Source organism: Streptomyces sp. NPDC026538, assembly GCF_055567535.1.
This window is the reverse complement of record NZ_JBVHQG010000001.1, coordinates 1,261,590-1,280,976: the sequence shown is the minus strand read 5'-3', so window position 1 is coordinate 1,280,976 and position 19,387 is coordinate 1,261,590. Positions and strand designations below refer to the sequence as shown.

15 protein-coding genes and 1 pseudogene are annotated in these 19,387 nt (G+C 72.2%); 8 read left to right on the top strand and 8 right to left on the bottom strand.

Annotated elements, in window-relative coordinates:
• Window positions 1-15: 15 nt before the first annotated feature.
• From ACZ4N4_RS05760 to ACZ4N4_RS05750, 3 genes and pseudogenes are all read right to left on the bottom strand, one after another.
• Window positions 16-140 (bottom strand): annotated as a pseudogene (locus ACZ4N4_RS05760) (esterase-like activity of phytase family protein); the annotation flags it as partial.
• A 115-nt stretch (window positions 141-255) separates the two neighbouring features.
• Window positions 256-1,101, bottom strand: coding sequence for a serine hydrolase (locus ACZ4N4_RS05755; protein ID WP_467584793.1), 846 nt, complete (start codon window positions 1,099-1,101; stop codon window positions 256-258).
• 266 nt (window positions 1,102-1,367) lie between these two features.
• A complete protein-coding gene (locus tag ACZ4N4_RS05750) occupies window positions 1,368-1,826 on the bottom strand; it encodes a MarR family winged helix-turn-helix transcriptional regulator (protein ID WP_467584790.1) in 459 nt (152 codons plus the stop codon).
• Between the two features lie 222 nt (window positions 1,827-2,048).
• Between ACZ4N4_RS05750 and ACZ4N4_RS05745 the strand changes: the two genes are divergently transcribed.
• Window positions 2,049-5,792, top strand: coding sequence for an ABC transporter ATP-binding protein (locus tag ACZ4N4_RS05745; RefSeq protein WP_467584787.1), 3,744 nt, complete (start codon window positions 2,049-2,051; stop codon window positions 5,790-5,792).
• A 146-nt stretch (window positions 5,793-5,938) separates the two neighbouring features.
• Window positions 5,939-6,331 carry a hypothetical protein gene (locus tag ACZ4N4_RS05740; RefSeq protein WP_467584784.1) on the top strand — a complete coding sequence of 131 codons (393 nt, stop codon included), beginning with the start codon at window positions 5,939-5,941 and terminating at the stop codon, window positions 6,329-6,331.
• Between the two features lie 114 nt (window positions 6,332-6,445).
• On the opposite strand, the gene ACZ4N4_RS05735 is transcribed toward ACZ4N4_RS05740, so the two are convergent.
• From ACZ4N4_RS05735 to ACZ4N4_RS05720, 4 genes are all read right to left on the bottom strand, one after another.
• Complete coding sequence (locus ACZ4N4_RS05735; protein ID WP_467584781.1) at window positions 6,446-7,063, bottom strand: hypothetical protein; 618 nt, start codon at window positions 7,061-7,063, stop codon at window positions 6,446-6,448.
• Window positions 7,064-7,164: 101 nt separating this feature from the next.
• On the bottom strand, window positions 7,165-8,988 hold the full coding sequence (locus tag ACZ4N4_RS05730; protein ID WP_467584778.1) for a glycoside hydrolase family 3 protein: 1,824 nt from the start codon (window positions 8,986-8,988) through the stop codon (window positions 7,165-7,167).
• Between the two features lie 474 nt (window positions 8,989-9,462).
• Window positions 9,463-10,263, bottom strand: a complete 801-nt coding sequence (locus ACZ4N4_RS05725) for a sugar phosphate isomerase/epimerase family protein (RefSeq protein ID WP_453577318.1) — start codon at window positions 10,261-10,263, stop codon at window positions 9,463-9,465.
• A gap of 17 nt (window positions 10,264-10,280) precedes the next feature.
• Entirely contained in the window at window positions 10,281-11,216 is a 936-nt protein-coding gene (locus ACZ4N4_RS05720) for a bifunctional helix-turn-helix transcriptional regulator/GNAT family N-acetyltransferase (protein ID WP_467584775.1), read from the bottom strand.
• 381 nt (window positions 11,217-11,597) lie between these two features.
• Between ACZ4N4_RS05720 and ACZ4N4_RS05715 the strand changes: the two genes are divergently transcribed.
• Both ACZ4N4_RS05715 and ACZ4N4_RS05710 read left to right on the top strand, forming a co-directional pair.
• Complete coding sequence (locus ACZ4N4_RS05715) at window positions 11,598-11,960, top strand: hypothetical protein (RefSeq protein WP_467584773.1); 363 nt, start codon at window positions 11,598-11,600, stop codon at window positions 11,958-11,960.
• Between the two features lie 131 nt (window positions 11,961-12,091).
• Complete coding sequence (locus ACZ4N4_RS05710; RefSeq protein WP_453577325.1) at window positions 12,092-13,339, top strand: FAD-dependent monooxygenase; 1,248 nt, start codon at window positions 12,092-12,094, stop codon at window positions 13,337-13,339.
• Window positions 13,340-13,745: 406 nt separating this feature from the next.
• On the opposite strand, the gene ACZ4N4_RS05705 is transcribed toward ACZ4N4_RS05710, so the two are convergent.
• Complete coding sequence (locus ACZ4N4_RS05705) at window positions 13,746-14,792, bottom strand: LacI family DNA-binding transcriptional regulator (protein WP_450755985.1); 1,047 nt, start codon at window positions 14,790-14,792, stop codon at window positions 13,746-13,748.
• 227 nt (window positions 14,793-15,019) lie between these two features.
• Here ACZ4N4_RS05705 and ACZ4N4_RS05700 point away from each other — a divergent pair, with 227 nt between their 5' ends.
• The 4 genes from ACZ4N4_RS05700 to ACZ4N4_RS05685 all read left to right on the top strand — a co-directional run bounded on the left by ACZ4N4_RS05700 (window position 15,020) and on the right by ACZ4N4_RS05685 (window position 19,332).
• The gene (locus tag ACZ4N4_RS05700) at window positions 15,020-16,177 is read left to right on the top strand and encodes a Gfo/Idh/MocA family protein (RefSeq protein ID WP_467584770.1); all 1,158 of its coding nucleotides are present in this window, start codon (window positions 15,020-15,022) and stop codon (window positions 16,175-16,177) included.
• Window positions 16,174-17,325 (top strand): dihydrodipicolinate synthase family protein, encoded by a 1,152-nt coding sequence (locus ACZ4N4_RS05695; RefSeq protein ID WP_467584767.1) that lies wholly within the window; start codon window positions 16,174-16,176, stop codon window positions 17,323-17,325. Before ACZ4N4_RS05700 ends, ACZ4N4_RS05695 begins: the two co-directional genes overlap by 4 nt.
• 32 nt (window positions 17,326-17,357) lie before the next feature.
• Window positions 17,358-18,158, top strand: a complete 801-nt coding sequence (locus tag ACZ4N4_RS05690) for a sugar phosphate isomerase/epimerase family protein (RefSeq protein ID WP_467585339.1) — start codon at window positions 17,358-17,360, stop codon at window positions 18,156-18,158.
• 106 nt (window positions 18,159-18,264) lie between these two features.
• Window positions 18,265-19,332: a DNA polymerase III subunit beta family protein gene (locus ACZ4N4_RS05685; RefSeq protein WP_467584764.1), complete on the top strand. Its 1,068-nt coding sequence runs from the start codon at window positions 18,265-18,267 to the stop codon at window positions 19,330-19,332.
• Window positions 19,333-19,387: the final 55 nt, after the last annotated feature.

The window sequence follows — 19,387 nt, the reverse complement described above, 5'->3', positions numbered from 1 at the left end:
GTGAGATATGGGTAAGAGGCGGACGGTGTCGCCGACGCCGGAGGTGAACCCGCGCTCCAGGACGAGGAGACGGCCGTCGGAGAGGGCCTGGACCTCGGGACGCCGAGGGTCGGGTCGTCGGTGCGGTAGGCGTACCGGAGACCCGCTCGTGAAAGGTGGGGTCGGGGTCGGGCCACCGCCGGTCCGGGGCCGGATCGCGGCACGACGGCGGTCGGGTCATGGCCGGAGCGTGTTCCCGCCATGACCCGAGCGGGCTCAACTCGCCGCCAGGTCCTTGTGGATGACCTTCGCGATGCCCTGGATCGTGGTGATCCCGTAGTTCATGGTGCTGTTGTCGTGGGTCAGCACGGTCATCATGTAGTCGTGGCCGCCGCCCTTGAAGGTGCCGAGGCTGTGTACCCGCCAGCCGTGCGTGGAGCGCGACAGCCAGCCGTTCTTGACGTGCACGGAGACGCCGGAGGGGACGCCGTACGGGGTGCCCCAGCGCTGGGACGAGATGACCTGCCCCATCAGCTTCTGGATGTAGGCCCGGGAGTTGTCGCTCAGGACCGTGTTCTTGGCGGTGATCAGGGCGAGCAGCCGCTGCTCGTCGTGGACGTCGATCTGGGTGAGACCCCAGTAGCCGTTGGCGCCCGGGGTGGTCTGGGTCATCCCGGCGGCGGTCAGGAACCCCTTGATCTTCGTCAGGCCGAGCTGCTTCCACAGCTTGGTCGTCGCGTCGTTGTCCGACTTGGTGATCATGGCCTTGGCCAGCGATGCCTCGGTGGCCGTCAGATAGCGGTTGTGCTTCTTGGCGTCCCACAGCAGCGTGGCCAGCACGGTCACCTTCACGGTGCTCGCCGAGTCGTAGTGCGTGGTGGCACGGAGCGTGCAAGTGGTCTTCGTGGAACGGTCGTAGAGGCCGACGGCGATGGTCCCCCTGCGGTTCGCCATCGCCGCCGTGATGTCCTTCTGCAGCTTCGTGGCCAGGCCCGCCTTCGCGGACGTGCAGCTGACGGTGGGAGCGGCTGCCGAGGCGGGTGCGGCCACCCCCGCCGTGAACGCGGCCCCGCCTGCGATCGCCACCAGCACCCTGGCGCGTCTGGATATCCGGTGAGTCATACCCGGATTGACTCGCGAGTTCGCACGAATGGTTGTACGGGCGGGGCAGGGTTTGACTAGTCGTTACCGGCGCGCGCGCCGACGGCGGGCAGGCCCCCGGGCCGCTGCGGGCGAAGGTGACGCGGACCGGGCGAACCCCGCTGCGGTCCGGCAGCGCCCCGCAGGGGCGCGGAGCCGCACCGACAGCGGCTCCGCCGCGGGGCGCGACCAGCCACGACGGTGCCGCGGTCGAACGACGGCACAGCACGGCGCTCACCGCGCAGCGCCTAGTGGTGCCAGGCGGTCCCGCCCGTGTTGTGGATGAAGCGCTGCAGCACCTTGAGGGTGATCAGGTACTCCTCGTCGGAGATGCCCGCCCGGCGTTCCGCCTCCAGCCCGGCCTGGACGGCCGCGGCCCTGCCGTGGAACGTCCGGCCCTCCTCCGTGAGGCTCAGGAGGCCGCCGCTGTCCTCGGTGATCCAGCCGTGGGCCATGGTGCTGTCGATCTCCTCCTCCAGGGCTTCCGGGCCGGAGTCCAGGTAGCCCCGGAGGACACGGGACACCTCCGCGCGCTCCTTGGTGCCGCCGGCCCCGGCGACCTGGGCCAGGATCCACCACTGCGGCTGCGTGGTGCCGGCCTTTGCGAGGGCGGTCCTCGCGCGGGTGACGACAGCCTTGTAGGCGGCCCAGCTCCAGTAGCCGATGGGCTGGCGAATCAGTTCGGCATCGCTGTGCGAGTACTGCATGGCGGTCCTTCCCTCTGCTTCCCTCTGCGCGGTTCGACACCGCCGACCGTAGAAACTCGACCTTGCTTGAGGTCAAGCCCGGCCGGCCGGAGGGACGGCGGCCCAGGTCCATGGACCGAGTCCGCTACGACCAGCGACCGAGGTTTTGTTGCGGAGGGATGAAATCCGGTTCCGTCCGTGTTGTGGCCATGCGGAAGATCAGGGCGAACGGAGGGCGGCCGCGTGGCAGCGCAACAGGGGGAGCGACAGGGCTGGGCGCGCAGGCTGGCGGGGTATGCCTGGCGGCACCCCAAGGATGTCGTCCTCGCGCTCGGGTCCTCGTTGGCGGGTATGGCCGTACTGGCCGTCGTACCCCTGATCACCAAGGTGATCATCGACGACGTGATCGGCGATCACAGCCGGGCCATGGGGCCCTGGGCCGGCGCCCTGATCGGCGCCGCCGTGCTCGTCTACGCGGCCACCTACGTCCGCCGCTACTACGGCGGCCGGCTCGCCCTCGACGTTCAGCACGACCTGCGGACCGAGATGTACGGCACCATCACCCGGCTCGACGGACGGCAGCAGGACGAGCTGTCCACCGGCCAGGTGGTCGGGCGGGCCACCAGCGACCTCCAGCTGATCCAGGGCCTGCTCTTCATGCTGCCGATGACCATCGGCAACGTCCTCCTCTTCCTGATCTCCCTCGGCATCATGGCCTGGCTGTCGCCGCCGCTCACCCTGGTCGCCCTGGCCGTCGCCCCGGCCCTGTACTGGATCGCCAAACGCAGCCGCAGCAAGCTCCACCCCGCCACCTGGTACGCCCAGGCCCAGGCCGCGGCGGTCGCCGGCGTGGTCGACGGCGCCGTGAGCGGTGTCCGCGTGGTGAAGGGCTTCGGGCAGGAGGACCAGGAGACCGGCAAGCTCCGGGAGGTCGGCCGCAGGCTCTTCGCCGGGCGGCTGCGCACCATCCGGCTGAACAGCAGGTTCACCCCGGCCCTGCAGTCCGTACCGGCCCTCGGCCAGGTCGCCATGCTGGCGCTCGGCGGCTGGCTGGCCGTCCGCGGTCACATCACCCTCGGCACCTTCGTCGCCTTCTCCTCCTACCTGGCCCAGCTGGTCGGCCCGGTCCGGATGCTCGCCGTGGTCCTCACCGTCGGCCAGCAGGCCCGCGCCGGCACCGAGCGCGTCCTGGAGCTGATCGACACCGAGCCGACCCTGAAGGAGGGCACGAAGACCCTCCCCGCCGACGCGCCCGCGACCGTCGAGTTCGACGACGTGTCCTTCGGGTACCACGACGACCGCCCGGTCCTGAAGGGGCTGAGCTTCGAGATCCGGCCGGGCGAGACCCTCGCCGTCGTCGGCTCCTCCGGCTCCGGCAAGTCCACGGTCTCCCTGCTCCTGCCGCGCTTCTACGAGGTGACCCACGGCGCCGTCCTGGTCGGCGGCCACGACGTCCGCGAGCTGACCTTCGACTCGCTGCGGTCGGCCATCGGCCTGGTCCCGGAGGACTCCTTCCTCTTCTCCGACACGGTTCGCGGCAACATCGCCTACGGCCGCCCCGACGCGACCGACGAGGAGATCCACGAGGCCGCCCGCGCCGCCCAGGCGGACCGTTTCATCGCCGAGCTGCCCGAGGGCTACGCCACCAAGGTCGGCGAGCAGGGCCTCACCCTCTCCGGCGGCCAGCGCCAGCGCGTCGCCCTCGCCCGCGCCCTGCTCACCGACCCCCGGCTGCTGGTCCTCGACGACGCCACCTCGGCGGTCGACGCCCGCGTGGAGCACGAGATCCACGAGGCGCTCAAACACGTCATGCGCGGCCGGACGACCCTCCTCATCGCGCACCGCCGCTCCACCCTCAACCTCGCCGACCGCATCGCCGTCCTCGACGGCGGGCGGCTCGCCGCCATCGGCACCCACGAGGAGCTCCAGGAGCGGTCCGCGCTCTACCGCCGGCTGCTCACCGACCCCGACGAGCTGGGCGGCGTCTCCCCGGGCCACGCCCTGCCCGCCGTCCCGCAGGAGGACACGTCCGTCAGGGACGAACTGGACGCGGAGTTCGACGCCGAGCGCGGCGTGACCCCGCGCCTGTGGACCGGTGACCGTACGCCCAGGGACCTCGCCCTCGCCGGGACCCCGGCCACCCCCGAGCTCCTCGCCCAGGTCGACGCGCTGCCCCCGGCCACCGACACCCCCGACATCGACGAGGGCCGGGCCGTACGTCCCGAGGACTCCTACGGTCTGCGCCGGCTGCTGCGCGGCTTCGGCCGCCCCCTGCTCGTCAGCCTCGCCCTGGTCGCCGTGGACGCCGGCATGGGCCTGCTGCTGCCGGTGCTGATCCGGCACGGCATCGACCAGGGCGTCACCAAGATGGCGCTCGGCGCGGTCTGGGCGGCCTCGCTGCTCGGGCTGTTCGCGGTACTGGCCCAGTGGGCGGCCCAGATCGGCGAGACCCGGATGACCGGCCGCACCGGCGAACGCGTCCTCTACTCCCTCCGCCTGAAGATCTTCGCCCAGCTCCAGCGGCTCGGACTCGACTACTACGAGCGGGAGTTGACCGGCCGGATCATGACGAGGATGACGACGGACGTCGACGCCCTCTCCACGTTCCTGCAGACCGGCCTGGTCACCGCCTTCGTCTCCGTCGTCACCTTCTTCGGCATCATGGTCGCCCTGCTGGTGATCGACGTACAGCTCGCGCTGGTCGTCTTCGCCACCCTGCCGCCGCTGATCGTCGCGACCTTCTTCTTCCGCCGGGCCAGCGTGAAGGCCTACGAACTCGCCCGTGAGCGGGTTTCGGTGGTCAACGCCGACCTCCAGGAGTCGGTGTCGGGCCTCAGGATCGTGCAGGCCTTCCGGCGCGAGCAGGACAGCGGCCGCCGCTTCACCGAGCGCAGCGAGAGCTACCGCGCGGCCCGTCGCAGGGGCCAGTTGCTGATCTCGGTCTACTTCCCGTTCGTGCAGCTGCTGTCGTCGGTGGCCGCGGCGAGCGTCCTGATCGCGGGCGCCCACCGCGTCGAGGCGGCGACGCTGACGACCGGCGCGCTGGTCGCCTACCTCCTCTACATCGACCTGTTCTTCGCCCCCGTCCAGCAGCTCTCCCAGGTCTTCGACGGCTACCAGCAGGCCACCGTCTCCCTCGGCCGCATCCAGGAACTGCTCCGCGAGCGGACGTCGACACAGGCGGCTGACCAGCCGCGGGAGGTGCCCGAACTCCGGGGCGAGATCGCCTTCGAGGACGTGCACTTCGCGTACGGCGCCGCCGAAGACGGCGACGCGGCCCTGGGCGGCATCGACCTGACCATCCCCGCCGGGCAGACGGTCGCCTTCGTCGGTGAGACCGGCGCCGGCAAGTCCACCCTCGTCAAGCTGGTCGCGCGGTTCTACGACCCGACGGGCGGCCGGGTGACGGTCGACGGCAGGGATCTGCGCACCCTGGACCTCACCGCGTACCGCCATCGCCTCGGGGTCGTTCCGCAGGAGGCGTACCTCTTCCAGGGGACCGTCCGGGACGCCATCGCCTACGGCCGCCCGGACGCCACCGACGCCGAGGTGGAGGCGGCGGCCCGCGCGGTCGGCGCCCACGAGATGATCGCCACCCTGGACGGCGGCTACCTCCACGAGGTGGCCGAACGCGGCCGCAACCTCTCGGCCGGCCAGCGCCAGCTGATCGCGCTGGCCCGCGCGGAACTCGTCGACCCCGACGTCCTGCTCCTCGACGAGGCGACGGCGGCCCTGGACCTGGCTACGGAGGCCCAGGTGAACCTGGCCACCGACCGCCTCGCGGGCCGTCGTACGACCCTTGTGGTGGCCCACCGGCTGACCACGGCCGCCCGCGCCGACCGGGTGGTGGTCATGGACCACGGCCGGGTCGTCGAGGACGGCACCCACGACGAACTCCTCGCCCGCGACGGCCGCTACGCCGACCTGTGGCGCACCTTCATCGGCCAGTCCGAGGAACCGGAGGAACCGGTCGGCGCCACCCGCTGAGCCGCCGACGTCGTGACCTGCCGTGATCCAGGGCGGGTCAGCCGGTCCCCGACGGTCGTGCAACCATCCGACATATGTCGTGCGTCCGTACATCAGTACGGTCATGGCTGGGGCACAGCTGCGGTGCGGTGCGGGAGGGGACGACTGTGGACAGTGGTGCGATACGGCGGCGGCTGGCGCTGGGAGCTGCCGTGCTGGCCGCCTCCGGGGCGCTCGCCCTCGTGGCGCCGGCCGAGGCCCAGGCCGTGACGGCGGCCGACTGCGCCGGACGTCAGGTGCGGACCCTGCCCTTCGCCACCGGCACCGTGCACATCTACCGGCAGGGCGGCTACGTCTGCGCGATCACGCTCCCCAGGTCGTCCGGCGGCAGACGCATGATGTCCGTCAGCGTCCAGGCCCGCGGCAACCGCCCGGTCGTCGACAAGGGCGAGTACAAGTACCACGCGGGCCCGGTGACCGTGCACGCCGGGCACCGGTGCGTCTGGGTCAAGGGCGCGGTGGGGCGCTCCTCGGCGAGCTCGGGGTGGATCCTCTGCTGAGGCCGTGACCGGTCGCGGGCGTCGACCTGCTCAGGGTGTTCAGCCCGGTCTCCGCACGCATCGGCCCACCTCGGGCGGTGAACCCCGGCCGCGGTCGAGGCCGGCAGGGAGCGTTCACATCCGGCGGGCGCAGCCCACCGGCTGGTCGCCGCCGAGCTGGACGTACAGGGCCGTCGATGCCGGGCACCGGTCCCGCGCGGTCACCGCCCGCACCACCTCGTACTGGGGCTTCCGCTTTCCCGAGCCGTCGCAGGCGGTCTCCCGGACCTGGCCGTGGCCCGAGCCGTAGACGCAGTCGCCGACGATCGTGCGCGGTCCACCGCCCCCGCCGGGGTCCCCGGGGTGCGGCGGCTCCAGGTTGCGCATGCAGGCGTAGCCCTGAGGGATCGTTCCGTCACCGTCCACGTCGCCGCCTGTGCGCTGGGCGCTGATGTGCAGCACGAAGTCGGTGGTGGCCGGGCACGCGGGGCCGGCGGCGACCGTCCCGTCGTACCGGGCGACGACCCGGGCCGCCGCCCGTTCGCCGGCGCAGGGAACCTCGGTGTAACTGGCGGTCCCGAACGAGCTGCACTCGTCGACCGCGAGGAACCGGGCGCCGTACCCGGAGGTCGCCGGACTCGCCGCCGGCCGCGCGCTGCCTGCCGGTTCCCCGGACGAGGACAGCCGGCACCCGGCCGACAGCAGGGCGACGGCGAGCGTCACCAGCACCCCCGCGAAACGTCTGCTCCTCATACCAACCCCCCTGCCAGCGTGGCCCGCGATCACGGTCCACGCCAGCCGTGCGGGATGCTTTCCGCCCGTTGGGGGTGTTACGCCCGATCCGTTACGTACGTCTAGTACGTCAGCCCGTGGCCGATCGGGTACAGCACCTGCGTCGGATCGTCCGCCCGCAGCACCGGCACCGGCAGCCTGCCGCGCGGTGCGACCCGGCCGGCGATCACCCGGGCCGCGGCCCGCAGTTCGACGTCCGTCCAGGAGTAGGAGGCCAGGCAGGCCCGCACGGTGGGCAGTTGGGCGATGTCGTACGGGTTGCGCACGGCCACCGCCACCACCGGCCGGCCGGTCGCGAGCAACTGCTCCACCAGCCGCCGCTGCCCGCTGTCCGCCGTCACGTTGTACGTCCCGACGACCACCGCGTCCACCCCCTGGGCCGCCACGACCGCCTTGTCGATCGTCGCCGCGGAAGGTTCCGTACCGGTGGCCAACGCGGTGGCGGTGAAGCCGAGTTCGGTGAGGGCGGCGGCGAGCACGCCGGTGGGCGGCCCCGTCGTACCGGACGGGGAGGCCGGGTCGGCGCCCACCACCAGCACCCTGCCGTGCGTGCGGCGGGACAGCGGGAGCAGGCCGCCCTCGTTGACCAGCAGGGTGGTGGTGCGCTCGGCGATCCGGTCGGCGGCGGCGAGGTGCCGGGCCGTGCCCACCACCCGGCCGACGTCCTTGGCGTTGACGTACGGCCGGTCCAGCAGCCCCAGCCGGGACTTCAGCCGCAGGATGCGCAGGATCGACTCGTCCAGCCGCGCCTCGGTCAGCTCCCCGTCCTGGACGGCCTTCAGGACGGCGTTCCAGGCCACCTCCAGGGTGGGCGGGTTGAGGAGCTGGTCGACCCCGGCCTTCAGGGCGAGCACCGGGACCCGGTCGTCGCCGTACTTGGTCCGCACGCCCTCCATGCCCAGTGAGTCGGTCACCACGACCCCGTCGTAGCCGAGTTCACCGCGCAGGATGCCGGTGAGGACCGGGTGCGAGAGGGTCGCCGGGTCGCCGGAGCCGTCCAGCGCCGGGAACTGGATGTGCGCGGTCATGATCGAGTCGATGCCCGCCCGCACCGCCGCCCGGAAGGGGACCGCGTCCAGCTTCTCCCACAGCTCGCGGCTGTGCGTGATCACCGGGAAGCCGGTGTGGCTGTCGACGGCGGTGTCGCCGTGGCCCGGGAAGTGCTTGGCGGTGGCCGCGACCCCGGCGTCCTGGTACCCCTGCACCTCGGCGGCGACCAGCGCGCCGACCGCGTCCGGGTCGGCCCCGAAGGACCGTACGCCGATGATGGGGTTGGCCGGGTTCACGTTGACGTCGGCGTCGGGGGAGTAGTCCTGCCGGACGCCCATCGCCCGCAGCTCGGCGCCGGAGATCCGGCCGAGGGTACGGGCGTCGGCGTGCGAGCCGCCCGCTCCCATGGCCATCGCGCCCGGGAAGAGGGCCGCGGGCGTGCCGATCCGGCAGACGGCGCCGTGCTCCTGGTCGGTGGCGATGAGCACGGGGAGGCCGCGCGGCTGGTCCAGGGAGGCCTGCTGGATCCCGTTCGACAGTTCGGCGATCTGCCGGGGGTCCCGGGTGTTGTGCGCCCAGGTGAAATAGATGATCCCGCCGACGCGGTACCGGGCGATCAGCTCGGCGGCCGTGCGGACGCCGATCTCCTTGAGGTTGGCATCGATGTCGGCCTGGTCGGGGGCGGTGGCGGAGTGGCCGTAGACCCGCATCACGAACAGCTGGCCGACCTTCTCCTCAAGGGTCATACGGGAGAGGAGTGAGCGGAGCTTCTTGTCGTCGGCGCTCCGGTGGCCGGCGTTCTTGCCGCCGGAGCCGAAGGCGTACGCGCTGTTGCCGACGGTCAGTCCCGCGGTGACGCCCGCGGTCGCGACGAGGACGGTGCGTCTGGAGGGCACGTGCGCTCCTTCCGGTGGAGAACCGGCTGAAGGAAACTTCCGTAGGCACACCAATATTCGGGAAGTTTCTTTCCGTCAAGGGAAAGCACAGTACCCAGAAGGGGGCCGCCATCGGCGCATTGGAGGGGGGCACGTCGATGGCGGCGGGCCGGCGGCCGTGGTGCGGCGGAGAGGGTAGGTCGGGCATCGCAGCCAGCAGCGAGGGCCGACACCGCACCACGGAGACTCTTCCGACAGCCTGAGTGTTGGACGGACCGGAAGGGGGCAGGGTTCCCGACTCCGGCAAGTCGGGACGGAAGGTACGTAAGGGAGTGGGGGAGTCCCCTGCGACGGCGACGGCACGTGACCTGGGCGCTGCGCCCCCGGCGCCCTGACCTGGGCGTTCTGACCCCGGCGCCTGACCCCGGGCGCCCTGACCTCGGCGCTGTGACCCCGGCGCGGGGGCCTACCTCTCGCGGCGGGCGGTCGTTCCGTTCACGCCGACTCGTTGAGCAGGCGTGCCAGGTGGTCCCGGCCCGCCGTCAGCAGGCCGGGCAGCGGGGCCGCCGCCTCGTACCAGCGCTTCTCGTACTCCCAGCACAGCCAGCCGTCCCAGCCGTGCCGGGAGAGCACCTCGACGCACTCGGACAGGGGCAGGACCCCGGCACCGAGCGGCAGCGGGGTGGTGTCCTCGGCCGAGGCGATGTCCTTGACCTGGACATAGCCGAGGTGCGGGGCGAGCGCCGCGTAGGTCTCGGCCGGCTGCTCGCCGCCCAGCCAGGTGTGCATGACGTCCCAGAGCGAGCCGACCATGAGGTGGCCGACCGGGCCGAGGACGCGGATCGCGGCGGCGCCGGTGCTGTGCGAGTCGTGCGTCTCCAGCAGGACCCGGACACCGAGCGCGGCGGCGTCCTCGGCGACCGTGCCGAGCCGCCGGGCGGCGATCGCGTCGGACTCGGCGGCGGGCAGCGCCGGGTCGGCGCCGGGGAAGACACGGACGAAGGAGGCGCCCAAGTCATGCGCCAGCTGGAGGAGTTGGCGCACCTCGTCGAGGACCGGGGCGTCCTCGCCGGGGGCCGCGAGGCGCGCGTACCCGGCGACGCCCAGGACCTCCACCCCGGCCGCCTTGAACTCGGCGGCCACGTCGGCCCGTGCGGCCGGGCCCAGGCCGGGATGTACCGGCTCCTCCGGATGAGCGCGCAGCTCGACGCCGTGGTAGCCGTGTGCGGTGGCGAGCGCCAGCACGTCCGGCACCGGCAGACCGGGAACCCCGAGGGTGGAGAAGGCGAACCTCATGTCAACCAACCTACTTCTCAGCCACCGGTTTCGTGCAGGTCCAGTCGCCAGTCCTGTCCGACCAGGTCCTTGCCGAAGGAGCGGTGCGGCTTCTCGGCGCTGAGGACGAAACCGTGCCGCTGGTACATGCGGCGGGCGGCGGCGAGGACGTCGTTGGTCCACAGCACCAGGTCGCGGTAGCCGACCCCGCGCGCGAAGTCGATCACGGCGGTGACCAGCCGGTCCCCGATGCCCAGCCCCCGCGCCTCCGGTTCGACGAGCAGCAGCCGCAGCCGTGCGGTGCCCGGGGCGTCGTCCCGTACGCACATCACGCACCCCAGGGGCCGTCCCGCCCGCTCGGCGATCCAGACCCGCTCCAGGTGCGGGTCGTGGTCCTCGGCGTAGTCGGCGACGATCCGGGCCACCAGGCCCTCGTAGTCGGTGTTCCAGCCGTACTCGGCCGCGTACAGCGCTGCGTTGCGCTGCACGATCCAGCCCAGGTCGCCGGGGCGCGGCTCGCGCAGCACGACCTCGCCGGCGCCGTCGGGGGTGTGCGCGTCGCCGAGGATCGTACGGATGGTGCGCATGGCCTCGGCGAGCCGTGGCCGGGCACCGGGGTCGACGGCGCCCAGCAGCGAGCCGACCGAGTCCCGGGCGCGCTCGTCGAGCAGCTCGGCGGCGGACCGGCCGTACGGGGTGAGCGACACCCGCCGCCGTCGCGGGTCCTTCCCGGAGGGCGAGCGCTCGATCAGTCCGGCCTCCTCGAACTTGTTGAGGATCCGGCTCAAGTACCCGGCGTCCAGCGCGAGATCGGTGCGCAGGTCGGCCGCGTCGGTGTCGGCGGAGTGCGCGAGCTCGTACAGCACGCGGGCCTCGGTGAGGGTGTACGGGGCGTACAGGTGGCGGCCGTAGTCGAGGGCGCCGATGACGTTGGTGTAGAAGCGGTTGAAGGCGCGGATGTCCTGGACGGTCATGGCTGGACCCCGATGGTTGACTGAGTCAGAGATGCCGCGGCTCCGAGGCTATCCCGTCATCCGGTCCTGCCGGAAGGCGTCGGCCTGAACGGCCGTGCGGCGGGCTTTACTTGTTCTTGCTGGTTGGGTTCGTTCCTGCTTTTGACTTCGTCGCGCCCGAGTCGTAGGTTTATACACGAACGTCACTAATGTCCGTTTCAACCTGGGACGTGACGTGGTCCGCCGGAGAGCCCGTGCGGTGCGGAGAACCGGCATCAAGGGCGGCGGACGCGCTCAGAGCTGCGCGCAGGCTCTGGAGTGCACGCAGGGCGGCTGTGAAGCGGTCGCCGTAACACACCACACCCTCGGAGAGGGGTAATCATGCGCGCGCACACCACACGTATGAAGAGGGTCGCCATCGCTGCGATCTCGGCACCCATCCTGGCGCTCGCCGCCGGAGCCGGAGTCGCCAGCGCGGCCACCCACGCGGCACCTGACCACGTTGTCGCCTACCAGGACAACGGCGGTGGCGGCGGCCACGGCGGCGGTGGCGGAGGCCACGGCGGTGGCGGCGGCCACGGCGGCGGCGGAGGCCACGGCGGCGGCGGTTACGGCGGCGGCGGTGACCACGGCGGCGGCGGCTGGGGCGGCGGCGGCTGGGGCGGCGGCGGCTGGGGCGGTGGCCACGGCGGCTGGGGCGGCTGGGGCGACGACGACGACAACGGCTGGGGCGGCGGAGGATGGGGCGGCGGTGGCTGGGACTGAGCCAAGCCACAGTGATTGACGCTCCCTGACAACAAAGGATGGGTCCGGGTGTCCGGTCTTCGGACACCCGGACCCATGCGGCAAACCCCCCGCCGGGCCCCGGGCCGGGCGGCCGTGGAGGCGGTGACCGGATGAGGATCGTCTGTGTGGGCGGAGGCCCGGCCGGGCTGTACTTCTCGATCTCGGCGAAGCTGCGGGACGCCGGGCACGAGATCATCGTTCTGGAGGCGGACCCGCCCGAGGCCACCTATGGCTGGGGCGTCGTCTACTGGAGCGATCTGCTGGACATCCTGTACCGCAACGACCCCGAGAGCGCGCGGGCGGTGAGCGCCGGCTCCGTGCTCTGGCAGCAGCAGGACATCCGCGTGCACGGCAACCGGTACGACGACACCGCGCACTTCGGCGGCTACGGCTACAGCATGGGCCGCGCGGCCCTCCTCGACGTCCTGGCCCGGCGCGCGCGCTCCCTCGGCGTGGACGTACGGCACGAGCGCCTCGCCGACCCCACCGACCTGCCCGATGCCGACCTGGTCCTGGCCGTCGACGGCGCGGGCAGCCGGATCCGGCAGAGCCGTGCCGAGCACTTCGGCCCGCACATGGAGACCGGCCGCAACCAGTACATCTGGCTCGGCACCGACCGGCAGTTCGACAGTTTCGTGTTCGCCTTCGAGGAGACCGAGGCGGGCTGGATCTGGTTCCACGCCTATCCGTCGTTCAGGGGGATCAGCACCTGCATCGTGGAGTGTTCCCCCGAGACCTGGCAGGGCCTCGGCCTCGACACGCTCGACGAGGACGACGCCGTCCCCCTGCTGGAGAAGATCTTCCACCGCGCCCTGGACGGCCACTCCCTGATCAGCAGGTCAAGGGGTGCGCCGGCGAAGTGGCAGCGGTTCACGCACATCACCAACGAGACCTGGGTGGACGGCACCGACGAGGGCCGGCCCGTCGTGCTGGCCGGCGACTCCGCGCACACCACCCACTTCACGCTGGGCTCCGGCACCCGGCTCGCCATGATCGACGCGATCGTGCTGGCCTACGCCCTGAAGGAGTTCCCGGATCCGCGGGTGGCGCTGCGCGAGTACGACGCGCACCGCCGCGCGGAGCTGCACGCCGTGCAGGCGGCGGCGCGCACCAGCATGGCCTGGTTCGAGCGGCTCGACGACTACCTGGACCGCGACCCGGTCGACTTCGCCTACGCGATGTCGGTCCGGCAGGGCCGGCAGTCCCCCTGGCACTACCAGACCCACCTGGCCATGCAGCTGACACCGGTACGCCGGGCCCGACGGGCCTACGACACGGGCAGGCGCTGGTACCAGGACCGCAAGAGGGGTGAGGCGCCGCTGCCGCTGCTGGGGCGGTCCCTGCGGGGCGACCGCTGACAGCGGCGCGGGCGTGGTGGCGCGGGGCCCCGCCACCGACGCGCGAGCACCCTGAGGAACCGTTTCTGCTGGGTGAGCTCCTCGCGATCCCAGCTCCGACCGGCCCCCACCCGCCGCACGGCAGCCCCCCATCGGGCCCGCGGCCCACCCTGCTCAGGTCCGCGGCCCACCTGCTCGGGCCCGCGGCCCACCTGCTCGGGCCTGCGGCCCACCTGCTCAGGTCCGCGTCCCACCTGCTTGGGCCTGCGGCCCACCTGCTCGGGCCCGCGTCCCACCTGCTCGGGCTCGCGTCCCACCAGCCCAGCCCCGCGATCCATCAGCCCAGCCCCACGGCCACCCGCCCTCGGCGTCGTACTCACCCGCCGTCCCGGGCCGACGGCCCGGCTGTCCCGGGCGCACGTCCCGCTCAGCTCCGCGGTACCCCCGAAGACCCCCGTACCATCAGCTCCCCCCGGACCGTCGCGATGCCGCCCGGCGGGGGCTCCTCGCGGCCCATGGCGATGCGGCCGGCCCGGGCGCCCGCCTCCGCCAGCGGCAGCCGTACCGTCGTCAGCGACGGCACCGCGTCGATGCTGAACGGCAGGTCGTCGAAGCCGGCCACCGACACGTCCGCCGGGATCCGCAGCCCCGACTCCCGCAGCGCCGCGCACGCCCCCAGCGCCACCGAGTCGTTCGCGGCCACGACCGCCGTCAGCGACGGGTCGCGGCGCAGCAGTTCGAGCGTCGCCTCGTACCCCGCCCGCCGGTCGTAGCGCCCGTGCACGGTCCAGCGCGGGTCCTCCTCGATGCCCGCGTCGGCCAGGGCGGCCCGGTGGCCCTCCAGGCGGTGCCGGGTGGTGGTCCGCTCCTCGGGGCCCGCGATGTAGCCCAGCCGCCGGTGGCCCAGCCCGATGAGATGCTCGGTCAGCTGCCGGCCGCCGCCGCGGTTGTCGAAGGTCAGGGCCACCGCGTCGGTGTCCGGCGCCGGCGGCCGCCCGCACAGCACCACCCGGGTCCCCGCGTCCGCCAGCTTGCGCAGTTTCGACGCCACCGCCGCCGCGTGCGGCGCGTTCTCCATCGCGCCGCCGGTCAGGATGACCGCCGCCGCCCGCTGTCGTTGCAGCAGGGTCAGATAGGTCAGTTCTCGCTCCGGCGACCCCCCGGTGTTGCAGACCACCGCCAGCCGCTCGCCGCCGGCGCGGCCGCCCGGGCCGCCGATCTCCGCCTGGATCGCGCTCGCCATGATTCCGAAGAACGGGTCGGCGATGTCGTTGACGAGGATGCCGACCAGGTCGGAGGTGGCCGCCGCGAGCGCGCTCGCCGGCCCGTTGAGGACGTAGTCCAGCTCGTCCACCGCCCGCAGCACCCGCTCCCGCGTGGACGCCGCCACGGGGTAGTTGCCGTTCAGTACGCGCGACACCGTCGCGGGCGAGACCTGGGCGCGGGCCGCCACGTCCGCCAGGGTCACCGTCATCTCGTCGTCCTCCGGTCGCGCGTCTCTTCGTACGCCGTCGTACACAGCCTGATCAAAGGAAGCCCCCTTGCCGTGCAGACCATAAGGCCATTCACTCCTGTTGTTCGCCCCCTCGAACAACTCGACCCCATCACGGTCTTGTACAGACCAGTGGTCAAAGGCTAGCTTCAGACCATATAGAAAGCGCTTGCTGCGTTAGTGAGACGCATGCGGACGAAGGGAATCACGTGACACGCAAGACGGTGCGTATCGCCATGAACGGCGTGACCGGGCGCATGGGCTACCGCCAGCACCTCGTCCGCTCGATCCTCGCGCTGCGCGAGCAGGGCGGTCTCGACCTCGGCGACGGCACTGTGCTGTGGCCGGAACCGATCCTCGTCGGCCGCCGGGAGCACGCGCTCCGCGCCATCGCCGGCCGGCACGGCCTGTCCGACGAGCACATCTCCACCGACCTGGGGTCCGTGCTCGCCGACCCGACCGTGGACATCTACTTCGACTCCCAGGTCACCTCGGCCCGCGAGGAGGCCCTCCGGCAGGCCATCGCCGCCGGAAAGCACATCTACACCGAGAAGCCGACCGCGACCGGCCTGGCCGGCGCCCTGGAACTGGCCCGGCTGGCGAACGCGAAGGGCATCAAGCACGGCGTCGTCCAGGACAAGATCTTCCTGCCCGGCCTGCTGAAGCTGAAGCGGCTCATCGACGGCGGCTTCTTCGGCCGGATCCTGTCGGTCCGCGGCGAGTTCGGCTACTGGGTCTTCGAGGGCGACTGGCAGCCCGCCCAGCGCCCGTCCTGGAACTACCGCGCGGAGGACGGCGGCGGCATCGTCGTCGACATGTTCCCGCACTGGGAGTACGTGCTGCACGAGCTGTTCGGCCGGGTGAAGTCCGTCCAGGCCCTCACCGCCACCCACATCCCGCAGCGCTGGGACGAGAACGGCAAGCCCTACGACGCCACCGCCGACGACGCCGCCTACGGCATCTTCGAACTCGACGGCGGCGCCGTCGCCCAGATCAACTCCTCGTGGGCGGTCCGCGTCAACCGCGACGAACTGGTCGAGTTCCAGGTCGACGGCACCGAGGGCTCCGCGGTCGCCGGGCTGCGCAACTGCCGCGCCCAGCACCGCAGCGCGACCCCCAAGCCGGTGTGGAACCCGGACATCCCGGCCACCGAGGTCTTCCGCGACCAGTGGCAGGAGGTCCCGGACAACGGCGAGTTCGACAACGGCTTCAAAGCCCAGTGGGAGCTCTTCCTCAAGCACGTCTACGCCGACGCCCCCTACCACTGGGACCTGCTGGCCGGCGCCCGCGGTGTGCAGCTCGCCGAGCTGGGCCTCAAGTCCTCGGCGGAGGGCCGCCGTATCGACGTACCGGAGATCTCCCTGTGACCATCCAGCTCCCGGGCGCCGACGGGGCGCTGCGGACCTACGAGCCGCGCACCGAGCCGCTCGCCGTCACCCCCGGCACCCCCTTCACCTCCCGTACGGTCTTCTCGGCGGCCCACGTCGTCGCCGACCCGTTCGCCGACGTCTCCCCGGACTCGCCGGCCGCCGTCGACTGGGACGCCACCCTCGCCTTCCGCCGCCACCTGTGGTCGCACGGCCTGGGCGTCGCCGAGGCGATGGACACCGCCCAGCGCGGCATGGGCCTGGACTGGGCGGGCGCGGCCGAGCTGATCCGCCGCAGTGCCGCCGAGGCGAAGGCGGTCGGCGGCCGCATCGCCTGCGGGGTCGGCACCGACCAGATCACCGGCGGCACGCTCGCCGGGATCCGGGCCGCCTACGAGGAGCAGCTCGCGCTCGTCGAGGAGTCCGGCGCCCAGGCCATCCTGATGGCCTCCCGGGCGCTCGCCGCCACCGCCTCCGGCCCCGAGGACTACCTGGAGGTCTACGGCCACCTCCTGCGCCAGGCCACCGAGCCCGTGGTCCTGCACTGGCTGGGCCCGATGTTCGATCCGGCGCTGGCGGGCTACTGGGGCTCGGCCGACCTGGACGCGGCGACAGAGGTGTTTCTGGAGGTCATCGCCGCCCACCCGGACAAGGTCGACGGCATCAAGGTCTCCCTGCTGGACGCGCAGCGGGAGATCGACCTCAGGCGGCGGCTGCCGCAGGGCGTCCGCTGCTACACCGGCGACGACTTCAACTACCCCGAGCTGATCGCCGGCGACGAGCAGGGTTTCAGCCACGCCCTGCTCGGCATCTTCGACCCGCTGGGACCGCTGGCGGCGCAGGCGGTACGGATCCTGGACACGGGCGACACGGCGGGCTTCCGGGCGCTGCTCGACCCGACCGTGGCACTCTCCCGCCACCTCTTCCAGACCCCCACCCGTTTCTACAAGACGGGCGTGGTGTTCCTGGCCTGGCTCGCCGGCCACCAGGCGCACTTCACCATGGTCGGCGGCCTGCAGTCGGCCCGTTCCCTGCCGCACTTCGCCCGCGCCTACGAACTCGCCGACGGCCTGGGCCTGTTCCCCGACCCGAAGCTCGCCGAGGACCGGATGAAGACCCTTCTCGCCCTGTACGGAGTGACCCGGTGACCGGCGACCTTTCCCGTTTCTCGATCAACCAGATGACGGTGAAGCAGCTGTCGCTGCCCGAACTGGCCGACGCCTGCCTGGAGCTGGGCGTGCCGGCCGTCGGCCTGTGGCGGGAGCCGGTGCAGGCCTACGGCGTGGCGGCGACCGCCAAGCTGGTCCGCGAGGCGGGTCTGACCGTCACCACCCTGTGCCGGGGCGGCTTCCTCACCGCGATCGACCCCGGGGCGCGGGCGGCGGCCCTGGCCGACAACCGGCGGGCGGTCGAGGAGGCCGCGGCCCTCGGCACCGACACCCTCGTCCTGGTCTCCGGCGGCCTGCCGGCGGGCTCCCGGGACCTGCACGGGGCCCGGGAGCGGATCGCGGACGCGCTGGGGGAGCTGGGCCTCTACGCGGAGCGGCACGGGGTCCGGCTGGCCATCGAGGCGCTGCACCCGATGTACGCCTCCGACCGGTGCGTGGTCTCCACCCTCGCCCAGGCCCTGGACCTCGCGGAACGCTTCCCCGCCCACCAGGTCGGCGTCACCGTGGACACCTACCACATCTGGTGGGACGACCTGGCGCCCGCGGGGATCGCCCGGGCCGGCGCGGGCGGCCGTATCCACACCTTCCAGCTCGCCGACTGGACCACCCCGTTGCCCGAGGGCGTCCTCAACGGCCGCGGCCAGATCGGCGACGGCGCGATCGACATGCGGGAGTGGAAGGGCTACGTGGAGGCGGCAGGTTACACCGGCGCCATCGAGGTCGAGCTGTTCAACGAGGGGTTGTGGGCGCGGGACGGCCGCGAGGTGCTCGCCGAGACCGTGAACCGATTCGTGGCGCACACGGCGGACTGACGGGTCGGTGGCCTGCCTCGCTTCCCGCGAGGCGTGGTGTCGTGGGGCTGAGAGGTGTTGACCCTCGACCTTGTGCAGGGCCCAGAGTGCGGGTGTGGAGAACGACATGCACAGCATCGGAGAGATTTCCCGCGACAGCGGGCTGGGCGTGAGCGCCCTGCGGTTCTACGACCGCGCCGGTGTGCTGGTGCCGGCCTGGGTGGATCCGGTGAGCGGTTACCGCTGGTACGAACCCGAGCAGGTTGAAGAGGCCCGGCTGCTGGCCTGGTTGCGGCGGGCGGGGATGCCGCTGGCGGACATCCGGCTGGTGCTGGCCAGTTGGTCCGGCGCAGACACCGATCTGGTCCGGAATCTGCTCGACGCGCACCTGTGCCGTCTCGAACAGGGGCTGTCCGATGCCCGCAGCGCGTTCTCCGCACTCCGAGCACTACTCGATCACCGGGAGAATGTCATGACCTCGCTCCGCATTGCCGCCGTCCGTCTGTCCGTCGCCGCGCCGGAGCTGGCGGCCGCGCTGGACACGGTTCGTTTCGCGGTGAGCACCGACCCGGAGCTGCCGATGCTCGGCGGAGTTCTGTTCGACTTCGAGGGCGAGAGCTTTCATGTCGTGGCGACCGACCGGTACCGAATGGCGGTCGCGCAGGCCGGTGTCGCCGGATACGACGGGAGCCGAGTGCAGGTCATCGTGCCCACCCCGCTCGCCGACGCGATGCGGGCGCTGTTGGACGGCGAGGGACCTGCGCGACTCTCTCTCGACGGTGACCGCGTGACGCTGGAGGCTGGGGGCAGGCAGGCGGCCGGTCAGTGCCTCGACCACGACTTCCCCGACTACCGTCGTCTCCTGCCCCAGGCCGGCAGGCGCCGCGCCGTCGTCGAGGTGACGGCCTTCCGGGAGGCTTTGGAGACTGGCCCTGTCCGCTTTGGAGAGGCCGGAGCGCACGATCTCAGCGTGCTCAGGGTGGAGGACGACGGCACGGTGACCCTCTGGGGTGATGTTGACGAAGACCCGAACCGTGTCGCCCTCAACCGCGAGTTCCTGCTGGCCGCGCTGGCCGCCGGGGCCCGTGACCGACTGGTTCTGGAGTTCGGCGCGCCCACCGCGCCGATCGCGATCCGCCGACCCGACGACGAGGGCGCCTTCTCGATGCTGATGCCGGTCCGTCTGGAGAACTGACGGTACAGGCAGCAACGTGACCCTCCGGGCCGGCCCGGACCGCGGCCGCAGGCGC